Raw genomic sequence first — 20,683 nt, 5'->3', positions numbered from 1 at the left:
AGACACGCCATGAACAGTCATTATCGCGACACGCGCAAGATCTACCCGTCCAAAAGTGCTATATTGGGCGACGGCACCCCCAACGACAATGACCGCGTTGAAATCGGGCCGACGCAACTGGCGTTTGGGGAATGGCACTCTGCGGGTCTGGTTCTGCCGAACTTACACAACATGCGCGAATACCGCTGGAAACGGCTGACGCAACACATTGTGGATCGCGGGTATGGCGGATTGCTGATGTTTGACCCGCTCAACATCCGCTACGCCACCGACAGTACCAATATGCAGCTGTGGAACACACACAATCCGTTTCGTGCGGTGCTGCTGTGTGCTGATGGATACATGATCATCTGGGATTACAAAATTTCGCCGTTTCTAAGCGCGTTTAACCCCCTCGTGCGCGAACGGCGTAGCGGCGCGTCGATGTTTTATTTCTCGAATGGCAATAAAGGCTTACAAGCCGCATCGACCTTCGCAGACGAGATTAAAGACGTGATGCGCGAACATGCGGGGTCAGACACCCGCCTTGCGGTGGACAAGATCATGATAGACGGACTTCGCGCGCTTGAAGCCCGCGGATTTGAAGTCATGGAAGGCGAAGAAGTCACCGAACACGCGCGCGCTGTCAAAGGCGTTGACGAAATCCTAGCAATGCGCTGCGCCAATCACGCCTGCGAAACTGCTGTCAAAGTCATGGAGGATTTCGCCCGCAGCCACTCCGGCAATGGCGTCACATCCGAAGACGATATCTGGTCCGTGTTACACGCCGAAAACATCAAACGCGGCGGCGAATGGATTGAAACCCGCCTATTGTCGTCCGGCCCGCGCACCAACCCATGGTTCCAAGAATGCGGCCCGCGCATCACGCAGCCCAACGAAATCCTTGCGTTCGATTCGGACCTGATCGGCAGCTACGGTATTTGCATCGACATCTCCCGCACATGGTGGATTGGCAATCAAAAACCCCGCCCAGACATGATCGAAGCAATGAAGCATGGCGTAGAACATATTGAAACCAATATGCAAATGCTCAAGCCCGGGGTGAATATCCAAGATCTCAGCCGCAACACCCACGTGTTGGAAGCCAAGTATCAAAAACAAAAATACGGCTGCCTGATGCACGGCGTTGGGTTATGCGATGAATGGCCGCTGGTCGCTTACCCTGACAGAATGGTCGAAGGCGCGTTCGATCACGAACTAGAACCTGGCATGGTTTTGTGAGTCGAGGCTTTGTTGGGGGAAGAAGGCGGTAATTTCTCAATCAAACTTGAAGACCAAGTGCTGATCACTGAAGACGGGTTCGAAAACCTGACGACCTATCCCCATGATGATGCGCTGATGGGCCGCGAGCGAAACACGACCGACGCCAGCAAGCCGAAGTGGTCAGACCCCAACTGCGGCCGGACCGACAGCGTCCCTTTGCCGCCCGTCACCAATATGTGATCGATGCCCAACGGATAGCCGAACAGATCAAACGTGCGGACCAGCGGGCCGACCCGCTCGGTCGCGGTTGCCTGTTTAAACCATGGCAGCGCCCGGCCTCGACGCGACCTTATTGAAATAGCCCGCCATGCCAAGCCCGACACCGCAAAACACCCGAGCAGGATCAACGGTCGAAACACCACCAAACTATCGCCCAGTCCGTGCACATCCCCCACGAACGAAGCGGCCAACACCACAGCCGCACTGACGACCAATCCATGTTTGATCCAAGACCACATCTACTCACCTTCCTGTGACGCAGGCGTCACAGCCCTTGCGGGCGCATCCGTCCTGCTTCACCTGTACTGCAACCCCAAGTCAAAAGGCGATGCTGAATGCCAACCGAACGCTTCACTTTCCCCGGTCATGATGGCCAGCAACTCGCAGCCCGTCTTGATCTGCCCGATGGTCCGTACCTCTCGACGGCCCTGTTCGCTCATTGTTTCACCTGTTCCAAAGACATCCCCGCGGCCCGTCGCATTGCCGCGCGCCTGTCGTCCATGGGCATCGCCGTGTTGCGGTTTGATTTCACTGGGCTGGGCCATTCGGAAGGCGAGTTTGAAAACACAAACTTCACTAGCAATGTGCAAGACCTCATGGCGGCAAACGCGGAACTCGTACTGCGCGGCATGTGCCCATCCTTGCTGGTCGGTCACAGCTTGGGCGGGGCAGCCGTGCTCAAAGCAGCACCCGAGATGAAAAATATTAAGGCTGCCGTCACCTTGGGCGCGCCGTTTGATCCCGAACACGTCACCAAAAATTTCGCCGATTCCCTGCCGCAGATCATTCGTGACGGGGTAGCAGAAGTGTCGCTTGGCGGGCGGCCTTTCCGCATCTCCAACGACTTCCTAAAAGACATCGCCAAAGGCAAACTCACCCCGGCGATCGCGGGCCTCAACGCCGCACTTTTGGTGCTCCACGCCCCACGCGACGCAACGGTGTCCATCGACAACGCGTCTGAGATTTTCCTGGCAGCCAAACATCCAAAAAGTTTCATTACTCTGGACGGCGCCGACCACCTGCTCAGCCGCGCAGCGGACGCCGAATACGCCGCCGACGTCATCGCGACATGGGCCAAGCGCTACATTGACCTGCCCCGCGCCGCGGCGCCAATCGGCGCCCCCGAAGGCGTGTTGCGTGTCTCCGAAGCCGACCCCAAAGGTTTCTTGCAAGACGTACAATCGGGGCCCCATCACTTGCTCGCGGATGAACCGGCAGCTTACGGCGGCACCAACAAAGGTCTGACGCCCTACGGTTTCCTTTCGGCGGGCCTCGGTGCGTGCACATCCATGACCATCCGCATGTATGCCCGTCGCAAAGGCTGGCCGCTCGCGTCAGTCAGCGTGGATGTAACCCATGATAAAGTCCACGCTCAGGACGCTGGCAACGAAACCAAAACAAAGATTGACAGCTTCGTTCGCACGATTAGCCTGCAAGGCGACCTTGATGACAGCCAACGCGCCCGCCTGCTCGAAATCGCGGACCGCTGCCCCGTTCACCAATCGCTTGAACGCTCGAATCAAATTGAAACAAAGCTCGCCTAAACCTTATCTTTTCGCCCTGCTTTTGTCTCAAAATATCTGGCCCTATGTATCAAGCGCACCAAGCGTGTGTGAGGGATGATTAAGGTTAGATCTTGATGATCAGTGACGCCACGTTTGGTGATGTTCCAATAGTATACGCTGCGATTACCGTCTTTATCGCCGGTAAATTCAATAATTCCGAATGTTGGGGCGGATTAGTTGTCTCTTCCGAAGACGTCTTGCCGCTTGACCACCATGATAAAATAGACCTAATTTTCCCTGGTTCTCAGGGAAATAGGATCGATATGAAGACATCTTTTCAAAGACTGGTTTTCGAAATGTCCTTGGGATTGGATGCTGTGCGTAACGGAAATACTAATCTGCAGCGATTTCGCCGTATCGATCCTAATTTTGTGAATAAAAGAAATTGTATCGATTTTGTAGTTAATCACTTGATACACAACGGGAAATAAGTGGTGTCCGGAGGCGGAATCGAACCACCAACACGAGGATTTTCAAGACTTGCGTTTAAAAGGCTTATCCCTTTTAGTCCGGTTGCCCCACATGTTGACGCGGCGCAGAACCTCGCCCTTGTGGCTTGAGAGGCGGATCGGATCAGTTTGTAACATCTGGTGGGTTTATGGGGCGTGGCTTTTGCCGTGAACAAGGGCCTTCAGGCGCGCTGTTCAACAAAATCACGATATGTCGCTGGGCCAATACCAACACCGATCCCCAGCAGCGTGTCGAAGGCGCTTCGCATGTGTCGCCGTCGGTTCCAGCGGAACACAAATTCGTCGAGATAGCGTTGCAGATGGCATTTTCTGAGGCCGTGGAAGACGCCTTTTGCCCACGTTTTTAGGTTGGAGAACACGCGGTGGACCCAGTGGAGTATGTCATGTGCCTTCTTGCCGCTGACGACCTTCGCCTCATGCGTGTTTGCAGGGGGATTTTCGTAACCTAGCCAGCCATCCGTGATGACGTGAGCGCCAGGCTCTACAGCCTGACCAATGAACCCGTGTAGCGTCTTTGATGCGCCGTCGGGAATGTGTTTCATCCTGATACGGCGCGGATGTCCGTCTCTTGATAACTCGACGGCGCAGACGACAAACATCTTTCCGACCGGGCTCCGCCCACCCTTTGGCCGGTCCTCGGGATCATGCCGGGACCGGAACGGAATCTCTGTTTCATCGATCTCGACAAGGTCTTTCAGGGGGTTGCGGTCAGGGTTGACCATCGACCGCCGCAGCTTTTGCAAGAGGAGCCACGCCGTCTTGTAGCTGCCAAGGCCAAGTTGCGCCTGAAGTTGCAGCGCTGACATGCCGTTGGAATGGCTGGTGATGATGTGCGCGGCAAGAAACCAAATTCGCAACGGCAAATGGCTGCTGTGCATCACCGTGCCAGCCGTCACGGATGTCTGCCGTGCGCAACCGGCACATTCCCAAGTCGCGCGATTTCGCTTTAACGGCCAGCCCTTGCAGGTGCCACAGGAAGGACACACAAAGCCCTCAGGCCAACGATGTTCCGCCAGATAATGCGAACACGCTTCCTCATCAGAAAACCTGGCGTCGAACGCCGGGCGGGACATGGGTTTGTCGTTTTTCCATCTGGCTGGCATGGGTAGAACAATACAAGAACATTGTAGATTGGCAAGCCGCTTCACACTACATCAGGTGCCGCCGGAGCAAAGGGGATAAGCCTTTGCGTTTAAAATAAGCCATAGTTTTAAATTGCTAAACTATACTATTTTAGAGGTGTGCGAAAAACTGTGCGATATCGTTTGGTTAGCACATAAAGGCAAACACTGTGTTCAACACAGTAAACTGAAACGCTGTGTTTGACACGGTGTCGGCAAACACTTTCGCAAACACATTATTGCAGCCCGCCACTACCCTAGATCAACTGCTCCGTGGGGCCAAATGGCCGGTCCAAAGTGTTCACGGCGGTGCCAGTTCGGGCAAAGCGTTGCCGCGTTCTCAACCGTGTCGGGACATTTCGAAGTGAAGGCGCAAACCGGACATACATCAACACGGCCAAGCGAATGATTTAAGGACACGTTTTAAAGTAGCAGAGTGGGCTGTGTTTTGTGGTCCGACAAAGCTAAGTCGGCACTTTGACCACCTCAAGTCAGCTTCCTCTGACAACACCGCATCACGCTAATCTGCCAAATGGCACGCAACGCGAATATCACCCAACTGACGCATCATAGGCCGTTCTTGTCTACAAATATTCGTAGCGATGGGGCAGCGCGGGTTAAATGCACAACCCTTTGGCGGATCGATAGGGTCTGGAATTTCACCTTCTGGCAGGTCTGCCTCGCGGCCAAAGCCATCCATCCGAGGGGCTGCTTCTAGCAGCATTTTAGTATACGGATGTTTGGTGTCGGTAAACAAATCCTCAGGGCTCGCTTCCTCGACCAGTCGTCCAAGGTATAGAACTCCAATCCGGTCAGCCATATGTCGAACCACGGTCAGGTCGTGGCTGATCAGAACATAAGTTAATCCAAAATTATCCTTAAGATCACTCATTAAGTTTAAGACCTGCGCCTGCACGGATACATCAAGTGCTGATGTCGGCTCGTCACACACAATAAGTTTTGGCTCAGACGACAACGCGCGGGCAATACAAATCCGTTGCCGTTGGCCACCCGAAAATTCATGCGGAAATTTCCCAGCATCCAGCGCCGAAAGTCCCACTTGTACCAGCAGCTTTTCCGCCAGCCCCGTCGCATCACCACCACGGGCTACAACGGGTTCCACGATGATGTCACGCACCCGCCAACGCGGATTAAGCGAGGCAAAAGGGTCTTGGAAAATCATCTGAATATCTGACCTGATCACATCAACCTTGTCTGCGTCAGTTTCGGTCGCAAGGTTCACACCGTTAATTTCAACCTTGCCTGACGAGGGCGTCAGCAGCCCAACCAACATGCGACCAATGGTGGATTTCCCAGACCCACTCTCGCCGACCAGTGCATAGGTACTGCGCTCTTCAACTTCGAAATCCACATCAGATACTGCCGTGAGAAACGCCTTCGCACGCCGCTCAATCACCCTATTCAACCACGGTTTGGACACGTCAAAAACGCGGGTCAGGTTCTTTACAGAAATCAACGACATCACGATACCTTTTGTGCGATCAGTGGGAACCAGCATGCAGCGTGGCCACCTACAATTTGTGGTGTGGGCGCGGCCCTGCATTTGTCTTGCGCATACGCACAACGTGGATGAAACGGGCAGCCTTCGGGAACTGCATTCAGCCGGGGCATTGCCCCTTCGATTTGGTGCAGCCGCGCTTTCCCCTGTGACGCCAGTGGCGTAGAGGCCATGAGACCTTGGGTGTAAGGATGCTGGGGTTGAGTCAGCACATCGCGCACAGCACCCAATTCGGCCAAGCGGCCAGCGTACATCACAGCAACGCGGTCCGCTGCCTCTGTAATAACGCCCATATCATGCGTAATCAGCATTACAGCAGTCCCCCGGTCACGGCAAAGCCGTTTGAGCAGGGCAATGATCTGCGCCTGCACAGACACGTCTAGTGCTGTGGTCGGTTCGTCCGCAATAATCAACGACGGCTCAGCGCAGAGTGCTAACGCGATCACAACCCGTTGTCGCATCCCACCACTGAATTCATGCGGATAGCTGCCGATACGTTCAGCAGCACCGGGAATTCCAACTTCGTCCAGTGCAGCAACAGCACGCTGATGTGCCTCGGATCGGCTGATAGGCAGGTGGGTCAGCATGGTTTCGGTCAGCTGGTCACCAATGCTGAGCAGCGGGTTAAGCGATGTCAGAGGGTCTTGGAACACCATTCCAATGTGTTTCCCACGCAAGCGGCGCATCGCCGCGTCTTTGAGATTATCTATGCGGCTGCCGTTGAGCCAAATTTCGCCCGCCGCTATCTGCGCAGGTGGGTTCAGCAGTCCAATAACAGCATTGCCAGCCATTGATTTGCCTGCACCACTTTCGCCAACAATACCCAAAATTTCGCCCGCACGGATGTCATAGCTGATATCGTCTACGGGCTTTACAATACCGCTGCGGGTGGGAATCTTGACGGACAGACCCCTGATCGACAAAACAACGTCTGACATCAGCGCAGCCTCGGATTCAGTGCATCGCGCAGCCAGTCACCCAGCAAATTCACGCTTAACGCCAGCGTCAAAAGTGTGAGCGCAGGGAACAGTAAGATCCACCATTCGCCCGAAAATAAATACCCTTGCCCAATGCGGATCAGCGTCCCCAATGATGGCTGGGTCGCCGGTGCGCCAACACCCAAAAAACTAAGCGTGGCTTCGGCTATAATAGCCAAGGCCAGCGATATCGTTGCGATCACTAGCACAGGCGACAGAACATTGGGCAAGATATGACGCAACATAATGGCACAGGGCGTCCGACCAATCAGCCGAGCTGCCTCAACATATTCTTTGCGTTTTTCAACTAAAGTGGCACCACGAACAACACGTGCAAACTGTACCCAATCGCTCAGCCCGATAGCGAGGATAAGCACCCATATGGCCATCTGGTCACGGTATTCGACAGGCGTTACGCCTTTTGCGATGCCAAAAATCAGCATCGCTATAAGGATCGACGGAAACGTAAGCTGCACATCAGCGACGCGCATAATAATCGTCTCAGTCCAACCACCAACATAGCCAGAAACCAGCCCCAATGTGATCCCCAGAACCATTGCAAATAGTACGGCTGCCACACCGACAAACAAAGACACCCGCATCCCATAAAGGATTGTGGAAAATACATCACGACCTTGGTCATCAGTGCCCAGCAAGAAACTTTCACCTGTGAAGGCGTTAGGGGCCATTGGTCCTGTAAAGCCATTCATCAGGTTCAGTGTCGCAGGATTAAATGGGTTCGTCGGTGCAATCAGCGGGGCGAAAACAGCCGCCAAAATGAGAATGCTGACGACAACTGTGGACACCACTGCAACCGGTGATCGGCGAAACGCATAATAGATATCACTGTCTAAAAACATGCGCAGTCGCGACCTCTGTGGGATTTTGTCTAAAGTATCGTTCATTAGTGGCCCCCTGCCCGGTCAACGCGCAAACGCGGATCAATAAAAAAATAAAGGATATCTACAATCAGGTTGATCGCTACAAACATGACTGAAATCAACATCAGATACGCCGCCATGACTGGGATATCTACAAATTGGACAGCGTTTATAAAAAGCAGGCCAACTCCTGGCCACTGAAACACCGTTTCTGTGATGATCGCAAAAGCGATGATAGACCCAAGCTGCAAGCCGATAACTGTGATCACAGGCACCATTGTGTTTTTCAACGCATGGCGAAAATTGATGGTACGGTTCTTTAGTCCACGGGCGCGAGCAAAGCGAATGTAGTCTTGGCGTAAGACCTCAAGCATTTCAGAACGCACAAGCCGCATGATAAGTGTCATCTGATAAAGCCCAAGTGTGATAGACGGCAAGATCAGCGCCTTCAACCCCGAAGCAGTCAGAAACCCGGTCGACCAATTTCCAATTTGAACCGTCTCTCCACGGCCAAAACTGGGCAACCAGCCGAGCTCTACTGAAAAGATATATATCAGGAGTATACCAATGAGGAACGTCGGCAGCGATACGCCAATCAGGGATGTCGACATGATAAAATTTGCCAAAAATCCATCACGCCGGATCGCTGTAAACACACCGAATGCGATGCCAAACGCAATAGCAAGCACACATGACACAGTTGCTAGTTCCAGGGTGGCAGGCGCGCGTTCTACCAAGATGTCAGACACAGGCCGCCCCTGCCGGTAGCTTACTCCAAAGTTGCCTTGCACTGCACCCTCAAGAAATTTGACGTACTGCACGATAAACGGCTCATCCAGACCGAGCTGGTCGCGCAGCCGCTCAATATCAACAGTCGTACGTTCCTGACCAAGCATATTTTCGATCGGGTCACCAACAAAACGAAACATCGAAAACGCGGCAAGACCGACGATTAGCAAGACAAGCGCCGATTGCACGACGCGACGGATAATATAGGCCAGCATGGTGGTAATTGCCTTAGTTTCTAAGAGCGTATGGCGGCCCTGCAGATGAATTTAATTTTGAATATCAAAACTGATCGCCAACAGGTCATGTTCACCATGGACCAAAACATTCAGCTTCTAGTTTCGAAGTTGCCATATCACTAAGCTTCGCCACATTGGCAACAGTATTGGCGCGCTAGATAACTAGCGCGCCATGGGACTGTCAGATCAATTCATAGTGAAATATTTGATCTTTGGCTGGTCTTCAGGATCGACCTCAATCCCAACTCTTTCCGACATACCCCAGTTCAACACTTGGTGATGAATTGGAATGTAAAGCTGTTCGTCCTGCACGGTCCGCCAAATCGTCGCAATGTCAGCATTGCGTGCCTCAAGATCAGTGTTAGAGGCCAGCGATTGGATCATCAGATCTAGATCCGCATCAGAGAAACCGGTCGCGTTCCAAGTACCAATCTCAGACTCGCGGGAATGAACAAGGAAGTTGAAGACATATTCAGAATCGTAAGTCGGCACGCCCCAACCCAACATATAAAAATCGGTTTGACCGCCACTAATTAGCGGAAAGTGCTGCGCTTTTGGTTTAGCATCCAAATTCACAGTGATGCCGATTTGGCCCAACATGCCGACTGCAGCCTGACAGATACCTTCGTCATTCACATATCGGTCATTTGGGCAATCCAACCGGATCGAGAAACCATCCGCATAGCCAGCTTCAGCCAACAAAGCCTTGGCCGCTTCGACATCTGTAGAGGATTCCGCGTCCATCTCAGCCGTCCAGCCGTTTACAAATGGTGGCGCGATCATGCCCGCTGGTTCACTTTGACCACGCATCACAACCTGACGGATTGCATCGCGGTTGATTGCCATCGACATAGCCTGCCGAACACGCACATCAGCCAGTGGGTTGGCACCATCAATGTTATCGGATTCGAGATCATCAGCACCTTGGTTCATACCAAAGAAAATAACCCGGTTTTGTGGCGCCTGTTTGACAATCAAACCATCGACGGCATTCACACGCTCAAGATCTTGCACGGGCATGTCTTGTAAGAAATCGATCTCACCTGAAAGCATCGCTGCCACACGGGTCGCGGCGTTTTGGATCGGGGTATAAATGATTTCAGTGACCTCCATCGGAAACTGATCAATGCCCCAGTATGCATCGTTGCGCACCATAACGGTTTTGACGTCAGGTTCACGGCTTTGCAGCACATAGGGGCCGGTGCCGTTTACATTGGTTGTTGCAAACGTAAGCTCGCCACCTTCAAAATCTTGCACATCAACGGTGTTATTCGCCTCGGTCCAGTCTTTGTCCATGATGAACAAATTAGTCAGATTGGAAGGAAGGATTGGGTTGGGTCCATCAGTCACGATCTCTACAGAAAAGTCACCAACCGCGCGCACTTCCGTTATCGAACCGATCAGTTCTTTCATATCCGAATTTGGCTGTTTGGCGCGCTCAAAGCTGAAGACCACGTCTTCGGCAGTGAATGCCGCACCGTCATGGAAAGTCACGCCTTCACGTAGATTAAAGACCCAGATATTCGGATCATCTGCTTTGGGTGCCCAGTCGGTCGCCAGTGCCGCCTCAAACGCGCCACTGATGTCGCGAATAATCAAGGGTTCGTACATTTGGTGACGAATCGTATGGGTAGGCCCCTCGTTTTGTGCGTGCGGATCAAGAGTCAGCGCGTCTCCAGAGCGTGCCCAACGCAGCGTTTCTGCATTGAGCGGTGCAGTTGTCGCAAGCAGCACTGCGGCCAGTGTAAGTGCCGATGTTGTTTTCATGATAATTCACCCTGTTTGATTTTCGTTGCGATCTGAAAATTGACGCAGCCTTTGCAGACAACAAAGACTCGGAGGTATGCTAGACTAAACCAATGGCAGAACCAGACATTTCAAGCTACCGAGAGACATGGTTTTAAAGTGCAAAAAATTTAGCCACCCTCAGCCATCATCTGGCTAAAATTTAGGCGATAATTTTTCTAGCTTGAGATCCCTTTGTAAGACAAAAAACTGAATTGAGCTGGCCATGTTTACGACTTAATTTTGTGGGATGAAAACACCTGTTATTGTTGGTTACTTCAATAGTCGCACAACATAGTCCATGAGGAACTTACACCGCTATGTCCTAGCCGCCATCTGTGCATCTTTCAGATACGGTCAGCATTCCGCCCACAACGTCGAACCCAACAAAAGTGAGCAACCAGCCAGAGCACCAGCAAGCCTTGCCTAACAGCAGTGCTCAGAAACGCTGTGTTTTTGGCTGTGTAAACTTCGTCCCTGAAACCGTACAGTTTAGTTATTGACCCTATGCGGCCATTTCCCAAGTCATATTATTGAAGGCCTGTTGCGGCGTTTGATATCCGACGCCGGAATGGCGACGCTGGCGGTTATAGAAGACCTCGATGTATTCAAAGATTACAGCCTTGGCCTGGGCGCGTGTTTTGAAGCGCTGATGGTGCACCAGTTCCTTTTTCAGTGAGGCAAAGAAACTCTCCATAGGCGCATTGTCGAGGCACTCGCCCTTGCGGCTCATGGACTGGGTAAGCTTCGCCTTTTTGATCAACTTGCGATAGTCCCCAGCAGCATATTGGCGGCCCCTATCCACTGCCCGGCAGGGTTATGCGAAGCATGATCCCGAGAGGGGGAGTGGTGTATCAACCCTGGAACAGGGCCTCTGCGTCCCAGAGCCATCTCGAGGGCGGCACAGCAAAGCTCGGCACGCATGTGATCTTCCATTGCCCAGCCGACGATCTCACGCGTGGCCATGTCCTTCACGCCAGCCAGATAAAGCCAGCCCTCGTCCCTTGCCCGGCAGGGTTATGCGAAGCATGATCCCGAGAAGGGGTGTCGATATAGGTGATGTCGGCCACCTATTACCCGGCAGGCGATGCTCTGCATCGCTGAGAGGGCAAACGGTATTAGGCGTCTGGCTGTGGAACTTCTGTTCCAGCAAGTTTGGCCCCTCTCGGCAGATTGCTTCGCAATCGCCTGCCCATTTGCCGGCAGCACATACGCAGTATGTGTGAGAGGGGGCAATGGAAGGCTTCAGCATATGATTGCTGTCCGTCGTGATTGGCTTTCTACGCTTGCGAAGAAGCGGAGACAGCTTGTTTTCCTTCATTATTCTGGCAACACGCCGTTCAGAGACGACCTCACTATCCGCCAGCAAGTCTTGGTGAATACGCTTTGATCCATAGCATTTCTTACTGACCTTGAAGAAGGTTTTAATCTTGGGAAGCAACTCCTGATCTCGGGCCTCACGATTAACTTGACGTTGATCGCGTGCAGGCTGACTGGCTGGAAATCCGTAGAACCAGCCCCGGGATATCTCCAGGAGACGGCATAATATTGAAACCGCATATTGCGCTTTATGGGCAGTGATGAAAGTGCGCTTGCTCGTCATGGGTTCACCGCCCGCGTTGCGAAAAAAGCGGATGCTTTGTGCAAAATCTCCACGTCTTCAGCTGTGTACCAGTAATCCTGAGCTCCTTGGCAACGCTGCCTTGCGTCGCCCCAGGCTCGTACAGTCGCTCAACTGCCCCGGCCTTATAATCGTCTGTGTACTTACGCCGCTGTTGTCCCATTTGGTGCCCCTTTCACGGACAGAGACGAAGTACCCCAATGTCCGGGAACAGGGACGAAGTTCAGTATGATCGCACCGCAATAGCATGACATATTGCCATATCACTGGTGTCGTTCAGCGCATCACTGACAGCTTCCAGCACAAGAACTCAGCGTTGGAGGGTAATTATCTTAGAAAAATCAGCCACTGCAAATGAACGGACTACGCGGATTCCGGCACTATCAGAACAGGACATGGGGCCGAATTGGTGACTCTGCTGGTGATAGAAGGATCGAACAACGCTTCGAGCCAAGATCGGCTTGGGGATCCAACAACTATGATATCGGCATCACATTCATCGGCATAGTCGGCGATCACCTGTTCGATTTGGCCGCTGCGCACCTCAATCTCAGTCTTAACGCTAGCCCCACTTTCGACCCTCAACTCAGCGAGTTGCTGAGTGCGCTCTTCAATGATTTGAGTATTATCAATAGCAATAAGCGGAACGGAGGTCATCATTGGTCCTGCGGCCATCAACCCTGCCCCCGCATATTGCGACGGGACAACGTTCAGCAAGTAAACCTTGCCGTCCGCGACCTCAGCCATGTCATAGGCAATATCCGCGACGTCACGGTTCAAATCTTGGTCGACTGTCGTCACGACCATAATCCGCTGAAAGCGCGCGTTCGGCAGGCTTAGATCATCAATGGTTTTACGTTTTTTGGACTTCTCGAGTTGGATCAGAGCAGCCTGAAGATCGTTGGCGCTATATGCCGGGTCGCTCTCCTCCATACCCTCAATCGTCGCCTCTGCCATCTGCCCGGCATCAGATGCCATTGACCTCAGGACCTTCTCTTTTTCACCACGGTTGAGTTTGCCATCATTCAGAACAAGATCTGGAGATTCATAATATACTGAGGGGTTCGATATTCTCATTTTTGCGTAATTGGTCATGGATCTCCTCTCTCACTCGATTGGATGCCAATCGGGTAGTTGCTGTTAATTAGTTTGGTTTGACGGCCAAGTTTGGTTGGGTCCGCTTAGCATTTTCGTGCGATTTAGATGTCATGCTCCACCGCACACTTCCGACCCTGATCTCATGAGGATCTTCTGATTAGAACATCTACTAAATACAGCAAAAGCGGTAAAAATTCAAGGTTGGCACAAGTTGGAGATACTTGCCTCGAGAACTGGGGGCAGATCTGACAGAGCGGAAAATGTCATTTCTTCATCCCAAGGACGCGGCATCCTCTAGCGGGTTGCGACAATAGACTGGGCAACGCGCAAAGTCTTAGCATGGCAGTTGTCGAACCTTTTTTATGAACGCGTCCTCCGCGTTCACCATGGTGATTATTTAGGTGGATACGTCGATACTTTGATGGTTCCCTTCCTGTTCGACATAGCCCCTATGCGGATTCAGAGGGTTGGAAGCGTGGGCTGCAAGTGCCATTTCTGCAGTGCAGCATTAATACTGCGCTGTAGAGAAATAACAGGAGTTGCGCCATGACAATGGTAGTTCCCCACACAAATAGCTGGCTGACGTCAGGTCTGACTGAACTGCTCACGCGCTACGTTAGTCGCCGTAACGCAGCCGCTAACGCAAAGATTAAGACCGCAAAATATCAGAGATCCCTGACAAAGCTCAAGGCTTTGTCGAACCGAGATCTGTTGGATATCGGAATATCCCGCGCAGACATCCCCCTAATTGCATTCGAGCAATCACAAAAGGAACTCGCAAATGAAAATGCATAGCAACACAGCAGGCAGCACGTTCCTCTGGGCCCAACATGCCCTTGGAGACGCCGTCACCGCCGTCGGCCACACCGCGACCAGAATACGCAAGAGCTTCAAAAACCTGTGGAGCCAAATCCAGATTGGAAGAATGCAGTCAGTCTTGCAAGCGATGAACGACGAACAGTTGCATAAGATCGGCATCGAACGAAGTGGCATCAGGGAATATGCCGAACATTTAGTCACATACGAATACGACGGCCTTTGAACAACGAGTCAGTAGCCCGCTGCTACGTTCCGAGACGATGAAGGTGAATTAGCCCCTCCCAGGGCTTTGTTGCACAAATAGTCTCGTATCAGGGATTCATGTTGTAAATCCAGCATGGTAGCTGGCGTCATGAGTAAACCTATCGCCCCGATTTACCGCACGAGGAACTGGCCTGAGTATAACAAGGCCCTGAAGCGACGCGGGTCACTGACCATTTGGTTTAACCCAGAGGTCACTTGGAAAGCTGCGCCTACCGTTGCCCGGCAGTGGTTTGTTTGCAAACCATGAGAGGGGGGCAAACGGGGCCGCCAGCCACGCTATAGCGATGCGGCGATCCAAGCCTGTCTCACGTTGAAAGTGCTGTTCGGAATGCCTTTGAGGCAGGCGACGGGCTTTGTGGAAAGCCTGTTGAAATTGATCGACCTTGACTGGGAGGTCCCAGACTTCAGCACGTTATGTCGGCGTCAGAAAAGGCTATCGGTTACCATCCCGTATCAGGGCTCAAAGGGCCCGCTAAACCTCCTTATCGACAGTACCGGCATCAAAGTTGAGGGCGAAGGTGAGTGGAACGCTCGCAAGCATGGCGGGCCGAAACGTCGGGTGTGGCGCAAGATACATATAGGGATTGATGAAGAAACGTTGGAGATACGCGCGGTCGAAGTGACGAGTAGCAGCATTGGAGACCCACCCATGTTGCCCAACCTTCTCGGTCAGATCACACCAGATCAGAAGATTGGCAGTGTCACAGCAGATGGGGCATATGACACCCGCAAATGCCATGATGCGATTGCGGCCCGCAATGCCCGTGCTGTCATCCCGCCACGCAAGAATGCCAAGCTATGGAAGCCGGATACGCTGGGGGCCAGAGCCCGAAACGAAGCGGTACAGTCCTCAAAGGATCTCGGCCGCGCTCAATGGCGTCGCTTGAGCGGATACCACCGCAGGAGTCGTGTTGAGACAAAGATGCATTGTTTGAAACTACTCGGGCAGCGCCTGGCCGCACGAGACTTTGACCGGCAAGTTGCGGAAGTCCAAATCCGTGCCGCGATACTCAACGGCTTCACCGCCCTTGGCATCCCAAACACCGTTACTGTAGGCTGAATCCGTCAGGGGTCAGGGGAAGCACGCCATAAGGGCGATTTGTGCAACAAAGCCCCCTCCCAGCATCATCGCTGTGAAGCGAAACCATAACGCTCCGGTTGAATAAACAAGACTGATCAAGCAACAGCAGCGGCAGCAATGCTGGGGCTGCTGTTGTGAGTTGGAACTCCAGCCAATCAAGTGATGAGCAGGGCCATCGGTGGAATTGGCCACCCTTCCCTTTCAGCAACCCCTTTCATCCCCATACCAAAGCACTCAGTTCTCTAAGACTTCTATGGGATGCTACGCCCACCTATAATTGCACATGGACGCGGCCATTCCTTGTCCGACACGGGCTGTGCTGACAAAACTGCGCACCTTCATAGGTTTGCTCGATCAGCGACTTTGCTTTGTAAAAATCCAAGTTTGACCTGACTGTCACCTCCAGATGACCAGTGCCAAAGTGGCCAACCTTGCGAACATCGCGGGCAATCATAGGTGGACGCACCCATTCCTTGTCTGACCGATAAGATGGGGTTAGTCCTTGATAAGAAGGGGTGTTCTGTCTTTATTGGTCATCTTAATCAGCTATTTGGAATCGCCGGTGGCAGTCCACATGCACGGCCAATACAAGATTGGTTATGTTTGTAATGCACCCAAGTTAATTGTTGGTTGCATTACAAGCTTTCGACTTTTCAATTGTTCTGGGCTTTGAAGTGATTGCGTTATGATTCCTGCGGAAGCCCGGCCAATATCGTGCCTTTGGGTCGTTGACGTGGCGATTAGGCCGGGAAAGCCTTCTAGTAAGCCTAGGCCATTAAACCCAGCCAGTGCCACACTATTTGGGACGGCAATTCCTGCCTCAATACAATAGCAAAGTCCGCCAAATGCGACATCGTCGTTCGAGAAATAGATGCAGTCAAGATCAGGGGTCTGTTCCAACAGTTCTTGGGTCAAGCGGCGGCCCTCACTTACTGAGGACAGAATGCCACCCAACTGTGTGGTTATTGCGATATCATAACGCTTCAAAACGTCAAAAAACCCTTGTTTTCTTTTCTTTGCGCGCAAATCATTTTCAAGATTGCAGCCGATGTAACCAAAGCGAGTGCGGCCAGCACCAAAAAGCGCCTCCGCCATTTCTGCACCAGCCGATTGATGGGAAAATCCAACAACGTAATCGATGGCATCGCCGTCTGTATCCATGATTTGCACGATTGGAATATCAGCTTCAATGAGCAATTTACGGGTCTGGTCTGATTGTTCCATTCCCGTAATAATCATGCCGGCAGGTCGCCAAGAGAGCATCCGTCCGACAAGCTCATATTCACGATAAAGATTGTAGTCAGTGACACCAAATGCAGGTTGAAAACCTGTTCCTAACAGTCCGTCGGATATACCTGACATTACTTGTGGAAATACGATGTTTGTGAGGCTGGGAACGATGACCCCAACCAGGTCAGAACGTGCACTAGACAGTGATGCTGCAAGGTGATTCCCAAAGTATCCAATCTTTTTTGCAGCTGCAATAACCCGGTCTTTGCTCTCGGTGGAAACGTCTTTGCTACCCCGCAATGCGCGTGACGCAGTCATTTTGCTGACTCCAGCAGCTGCAGCAACGTCAATCAAAGTTTTATTTTTATTCATATACTTAGCAACAATCGAATGAATTTATAGGCGTCCACTACGCCTATACTTTAGCACATAATATTTCCTTTAAGCGTCAAACGCAATTCCCAGACCGTTGACAGGCTGTCTTGGAGTATGTCACTGGTACCGATACCGGTATCGGTACCGATGCGGGGGGAGAGTGATTAAAAGCTGAAAGGCCTAGTCACATTGCAAAGACGGGGGTCAGAAAACTGATCGTCGAAGGGAGAAAGACATGAAACTTACTAATTTGAAGACGACAGTCTTTGTTGGCGTTGTTGCCGCGAGCGCATTGTTTGCAAGCATAGCTAACGCGCAAGACTATCAGTGGACGTTTCAAACATCCGCACAGGCAGGAGACAACTTCTTTCCTATTGAAGAAGAATGGGCCGAGCGCGTTGGAGCGATGTCAGGTGGTCGGATCGAAATTACAGTTGTCCCGGTTGGCACAGTTGTTGCCCACAACGAAACACTTGACGCTGTAGGAGCAGGCATTCTGCAGGGTCACATTACTGACCCGTCGTATTTTTCAGGTAAAGATCCTGCATTTGCAATGCTTGGCAACCTCGTTGGGGCATGGTCTGAACCACAGCAGATGTTCAATTATATGAACTATGGTGGCGGTAATGAGCTGTTTAACGAGCTCGTTAATCCATACGGCCTACAATTCTTAGGTGCATCAGCAACAGGCGTTGAGGCGTTCTTGTCAACCAAGCCAATCTACGGCGTTGATGACCTTGCAGGCATCAAGATGCGTGCTCCCGAAGGTATGGTTCAGGAAGTGTTTGCGGCCGCAGGGGCATCCCCAGTGAACTTACCGGGCTCTGAGGTATACACGTCTTTAGAAAAAGGCGTGATCGATGCGGCAGACTACACCGTGTTCTCGACGAACCACGCGCAGGGAATGCATGAATTTGCACAATACCCGCTCTACCCTGGGTTCCATTCGATGCCGGTAATTGAAGTATCCCTTAACAAGGAAATCTTCGACACGTTGCCAGACGATCTTAAGGCAATTCTTGACGTGTCAGTTCGCGACTTCGCGCAAGATATGGTTGCACGTCTTGACGCAGAAAACGCGATTGCTGTAGCAGAAGCCACCGCCGATCCAGACATCACGATCATCAACTGGTCTAACGAAGAGCGGTCTAAGTTTCGTGCGATTGCACAGACGCAGTGGGCAAACTGGGCTGACCGTTCCGAAATGGCAGGCAAGGCATATACGAGTGTCTCAGCTTATCTGATCGCAGCGGGATTACTGATCGAGTAATCGTTAAAAAATACACTCAAAGGGGGGCAGAAATGCCCCTCTTTTTTCATTAAAAATAACTTGGATGCGTTCAGGGAGGCGATATGTCACAAGAAAATTCAGCTATGACTGCTGGCGAAGTCGAGGCCCAGCTTGAGGCTCTCAAACGCGCCCACGAAGAAGATGCTGCTGGCCCACAAACTGCGTTGGACCGAAAAATTGTCTCGTTTGGCGGAATTTTTAGCTTTCTGTTCGCAATAGCGACGATCGTATCACTTTATGAAATTGTTATGCGGTATTTCTTTAATGCGCCAACAATTTGGGTGCATGAAACTGTGATTGCGTTGGTGGCCGTTTGTTACCTTTACGGTGGTATCCAGTGCCTGGCTGCAGATAAGCACATACGCATTGGCCTGATTTACTTTGGCACGAGTGGTGGCACGCGCCGTCTGCTTGATTTTGTGAACGGAGTGCTCGCCCTATTCTTTGCAATTGCCATTGCCTATGCAGCCTCAACGATGGTTGAAAAGTCATGGTGGACTCCGCAAGGTGATTTCCGCTTGGAGCGGTCTGGCTCAGCGTGGAACCCGATCACACCAGCACTGGTTAAAATGGGTCTATTTATCACAGCCGTTGTGTTGGCGATCCAGTCGCTGGGGCATATTTGGGTTGCTTTTAAAGGCACTGGCTACCGTCAATCTGAAGGTGAAGCTGCAAGTAAATACGCTATCATAGGTATCGCAATTGTATTCGGCCTCCTTGCTATAGGTGGCTACGTCTTGTTCAGCCAAGGGCGTGATTTGGGAATTCAAACCGGATCAATCCTGCTGGTAACCAGCATCATGGTGCTCATTCTAACTGGTATTCCGCTCGCATTTGTGACTGGCCTTATCGCAATAATGTTTACCATAGCATGGTTTGGTGTGTCTGGTGTGCCGCTGGTATCAAGCCGTATCTACTCGTTCGTGAATGAATACGTGCTTGTCGCAATTCCAATGTTTGTGTTGATGGCCTCCTTGCTAGATCGCTCTGGCATGGCACGTGATCTATACGACGCAATGCGCCTTGTAGCGGGGCGCCTTAAGGGCGGCGTCGCCATTCAAACCCTTGTAGCAGCTATTTTCCTTGCCTCCATCTCAGGTATTATTGGCGGAGAGATTGTTCTTCTTGGTTTGATCGCTTTGCCACAGATGCTTCGACTTGGCTATAATCGAGCGTTGGCTATCGGCACTGTTTGTGCGGGTGGATCGCTTGGGACAATGATCCCACCATCGATTGTCTTAATCGTTTATGGTTTAACAGCGAGTGTTTCCATCGGTGACCTGTTTCTAGCGACCGTTGTTCCAGGGCTTATGTTAGCTACCTTTTACATCATCTATATTTTTGTTCGATGCACTCTTGATCCCTCTATGGGGCCATCGATCCCACAAGCAGAACTCGACATGCCACTTGCTGAAAAGCTCAAAAAGATGCGTGGTGTGATTTTGCCTGTTGGTGTCGCATTCACTGTTCTTGGGTCAATTTACGGTGGTGTCGCTTCCGTAACAGAAGCGGCAGCTATGGGTGTTGTTGGGGTGTTTATCTCAGCATTGGTTCGTGGCGAGGTATCGTGGGAATTGATCAGTTCAAGCCTCAAGCAGACGCTTGAAACGTGCGGAATGATTATCTGGATTGGCCTAGGCGCAGCGGCGCTTGTTGGGGTTTATAACCTTATGGGTGGAAACCGCTTTATCGAAAGCGCAATTCTTGACAGCGGCGCATCACCAATGGTGATCATCCTGATGATGATGGGTATTTTGATTGTGCTTGGCCTATTCATGGACTGGATTGGTATCGCACTTTTGACGATGCCGATCTTCGTTCCTATCATCATTACACTTGGCATGGACCCTGTGTGGTTCGGCATTTTGTTTGCGATGAACATGCAGGTCAGCTATCTGACGCCACCGTTTGGTCCAGCAGCTTTCTATTTGAAGTCCGTGGCGCCAAGCGACATGAGCCTCTCTGAAATTTTTAGGGCTTTACTACCCTTCATTGCGATTCAGATCGTGGCACTCGCACTTGTGCTGTTCTTCCCAGAAATTGCGCTTTGGTTACCTGGTTGGGTAAAAGGAAATTGAG

17 protein-coding genes and 3 pseudogenes are annotated in these 20,683 nt (G+C 51.8%); 8 read left to right on the top strand and 12 right to left on the bottom strand.

The window, feature by feature from the left end:
* Positions 1-9 precede the first annotated feature (9 nt).
* Positions 10-1,347: pseudogene (gene dddP, locus OAN307_RS10395) on the top strand (dimethylsulfonioproprionate lyase DddP); the annotation flags it as partial.
* On the opposite strand, the gene OAN307_RS28925 reads toward dddP, so the two are convergent.
* Complete coding sequence (locus OAN307_RS28925) at positions 1,317-1,721, bottom strand: hypothetical protein (protein WP_015499710.1); 405 nt, start codon at positions 1,719-1,721, stop codon at positions 1,317-1,319. The pseudogene dddP and the gene OAN307_RS28925 sit on opposite strands and share 31 nt — an antisense overlap.
* A gap of 96 nt (positions 1,722-1,817) precedes the next feature.
* Here OAN307_RS28925 and OAN307_RS10390 point away from each other — a divergent pair, with 96 nt between their 5' ends.
* Positions 1,818-3,026, top strand: a complete 1,209-nt coding sequence (locus OAN307_RS10390) for a bifunctional alpha/beta hydrolase/OsmC family protein (RefSeq protein ID WP_015499709.1) — start codon at positions 1,818-1,820, stop codon at positions 3,024-3,026.
* 95 nt (positions 3,027-3,121) lie between these two features.
* Positions 3,122-3,478, top strand: coding sequence for a hypothetical protein (locus tag OAN307_RS10385; RefSeq protein ID WP_044043549.1), 357 nt, complete (start codon positions 3,122-3,124; stop codon positions 3,476-3,478).
* 200 nt (positions 3,479-3,678) lie between these two features.
* Here the strand turns inward: OAN307_RS10385 and OAN307_RS10380 are convergent, their stop codons facing one another.
* The 10 genes and pseudogenes from OAN307_RS10380 to OAN307_RS10340 all read right to left on the bottom strand — a co-directional run bounded on the left by OAN307_RS10380 (position 3,679) and on the right by OAN307_RS10340 (position 13,424).
* Entirely contained in the window at positions 3,679-4,620 is a 942-nt protein-coding gene (locus OAN307_RS10380; protein ID WP_015498511.1) for an IS1595-like element ISOan10 family transposase, read from the bottom strand.
* Positions 4,621-5,158: 538 nt separating this feature from the next.
* Positions 5,159-6,121, bottom strand: a complete 963-nt coding sequence (locus OAN307_RS10375; protein WP_015499708.1) for an ABC transporter ATP-binding protein — start codon at positions 6,119-6,121, stop codon at positions 5,159-5,161.
* Positions 6,121-7,095 carry an ABC transporter ATP-binding protein gene (locus OAN307_RS10370; protein ID WP_015499707.1) on the bottom strand — a complete coding sequence of 325 codons (975 nt, stop codon included), beginning with the start codon at positions 7,093-7,095 and terminating at the stop codon, positions 6,121-6,123. The genes OAN307_RS10375 and OAN307_RS10370 overlap by 1 nt, the downstream gene beginning before the upstream one ends.
* A complete protein-coding gene (locus OAN307_RS10365; RefSeq protein ID WP_015499706.1) occupies positions 7,095-8,039 on the bottom strand; it encodes an ABC transporter permease in 945 nt (314 codons plus the stop codon). Before OAN307_RS10365 ends, OAN307_RS10370 begins: the two co-directional genes overlap by 1 nt.
* A complete protein-coding gene (locus OAN307_RS10360; protein ID WP_015499705.1) occupies positions 8,039-9,019 on the bottom strand; it encodes an ABC transporter permease in 981 nt (326 codons plus the stop codon). The genes OAN307_RS10365 and OAN307_RS10360 overlap by 1 nt, the downstream gene beginning before the upstream one ends.
* A 207-nt stretch (positions 9,020-9,226) precedes the next feature.
* On the bottom strand, positions 9,227-10,807 hold the full coding sequence (locus tag OAN307_RS10355) for an ABC transporter substrate-binding protein (RefSeq protein WP_015499704.1): 1,581 nt from the start codon (positions 10,805-10,807) through the stop codon (positions 9,227-9,229).
* A 523-nt stretch (positions 10,808-11,330) separates the two neighbouring features.
* Positions 11,331-11,824, bottom strand: a pseudogene (locus OAN307_RS26220) (IS3 family transposase); the annotation flags it as partial.
* The gene (locus tag OAN307_RS25210; RefSeq protein WP_051067987.1) at positions 11,778-12,428 is read right to left on the bottom strand and encodes an IS3 family transposase; all 651 of its coding nucleotides are present in this window, start codon (positions 12,426-12,428) and stop codon (positions 11,778-11,780) included. The pseudogene OAN307_RS26220 and the gene OAN307_RS25210, both read right to left, overlap by 47 nt.
* Positions 12,429-12,432: 4 nt before the next feature.
* Entirely contained in the window at positions 12,433-12,609 is a 177-nt protein-coding gene (locus tag OAN307_RS31265) for a transposase (RefSeq protein WP_083902953.1), read from the bottom strand.
* A 200-nt stretch (positions 12,610-12,809) separates the two neighbouring features.
* Positions 12,810-13,424, bottom strand: a complete 615-nt coding sequence (locus tag OAN307_RS10340; RefSeq protein ID WP_245541026.1) for a universal stress protein — start codon at positions 13,422-13,424, stop codon at positions 12,810-12,812.
* 666 nt (positions 13,425-14,090) lie between these two features.
* Here OAN307_RS10340 and OAN307_RS10335 point away from each other — a divergent pair.
* The 3 genes and pseudogenes from OAN307_RS10335 (at position 14,091) to OAN307_RS10325 (ending at position 15,687) form a co-directional block, all read left to right on the top strand.
* A complete protein-coding gene (locus OAN307_RS10335) occupies positions 14,091-14,339 on the top strand; it encodes a DUF1127 domain-containing protein (protein ID WP_015499702.1) in 249 nt (82 codons plus the stop codon).
* Entirely contained in the window at positions 14,326-14,586 is a 261-nt protein-coding gene (locus tag OAN307_RS10330) for a hypothetical protein (protein WP_015499701.1), read from the top strand. The genes OAN307_RS10335 and OAN307_RS10330 overlap by 14 nt, the downstream gene beginning before the upstream one ends.
* A gap of 129 nt (positions 14,587-14,715) precedes the next feature.
* Positions 14,716-15,687, top strand: a pseudogene (locus OAN307_RS10325) (IS5 family transposase).
* A 618-nt stretch (positions 15,688-16,305) separates the two neighbouring features.
* On the opposite strand, the gene OAN307_RS10315 reads toward OAN307_RS10325, so the two are convergent.
* A complete protein-coding gene (locus OAN307_RS10315) occupies positions 16,306-17,310 on the bottom strand; it encodes a LacI family DNA-binding transcriptional regulator (protein WP_044043545.1) in 1,005 nt (334 codons plus the stop codon).
* A gap of 238 nt (positions 17,311-17,548) precedes the next feature.
* Here OAN307_RS10315 and OAN307_RS10310 point away from each other — a divergent pair, with 238 nt between their 5' ends.
* Together OAN307_RS10310 and OAN307_RS30950 are read left to right on the top strand one after the other, a co-directional pair.
* Positions 17,549-18,583, top strand: a complete 1,035-nt coding sequence (locus tag OAN307_RS10310; protein ID WP_015499698.1) for a TRAP transporter substrate-binding protein — start codon at positions 17,549-17,551, stop codon at positions 18,581-18,583.
* Positions 18,584-18,666: 83 nt separating this feature from the next.
* Positions 18,667-20,682, top strand: a complete 2,016-nt coding sequence (locus OAN307_RS30950; protein WP_144055555.1) for a TRAP transporter large permease subunit — start codon at positions 18,667-18,669, stop codon at positions 20,680-20,682.
* The last annotated feature ends 1 nt before the right edge of the window (position 20,683 follow it).

Source organism: Octadecabacter antarcticus 307 (assembly GCF_000155675.2).
GTDB classification, from domain to species: Bacteria; Pseudomonadota; Alphaproteobacteria; order Rhodobacterales; family Rhodobacteraceae; genus Octadecabacter; species Octadecabacter antarcticus.
The sequence above is the reverse complement of the archived record's forward strand: the minus strand, read 5'-3'. Positions and strand labels throughout refer to the sequence as shown.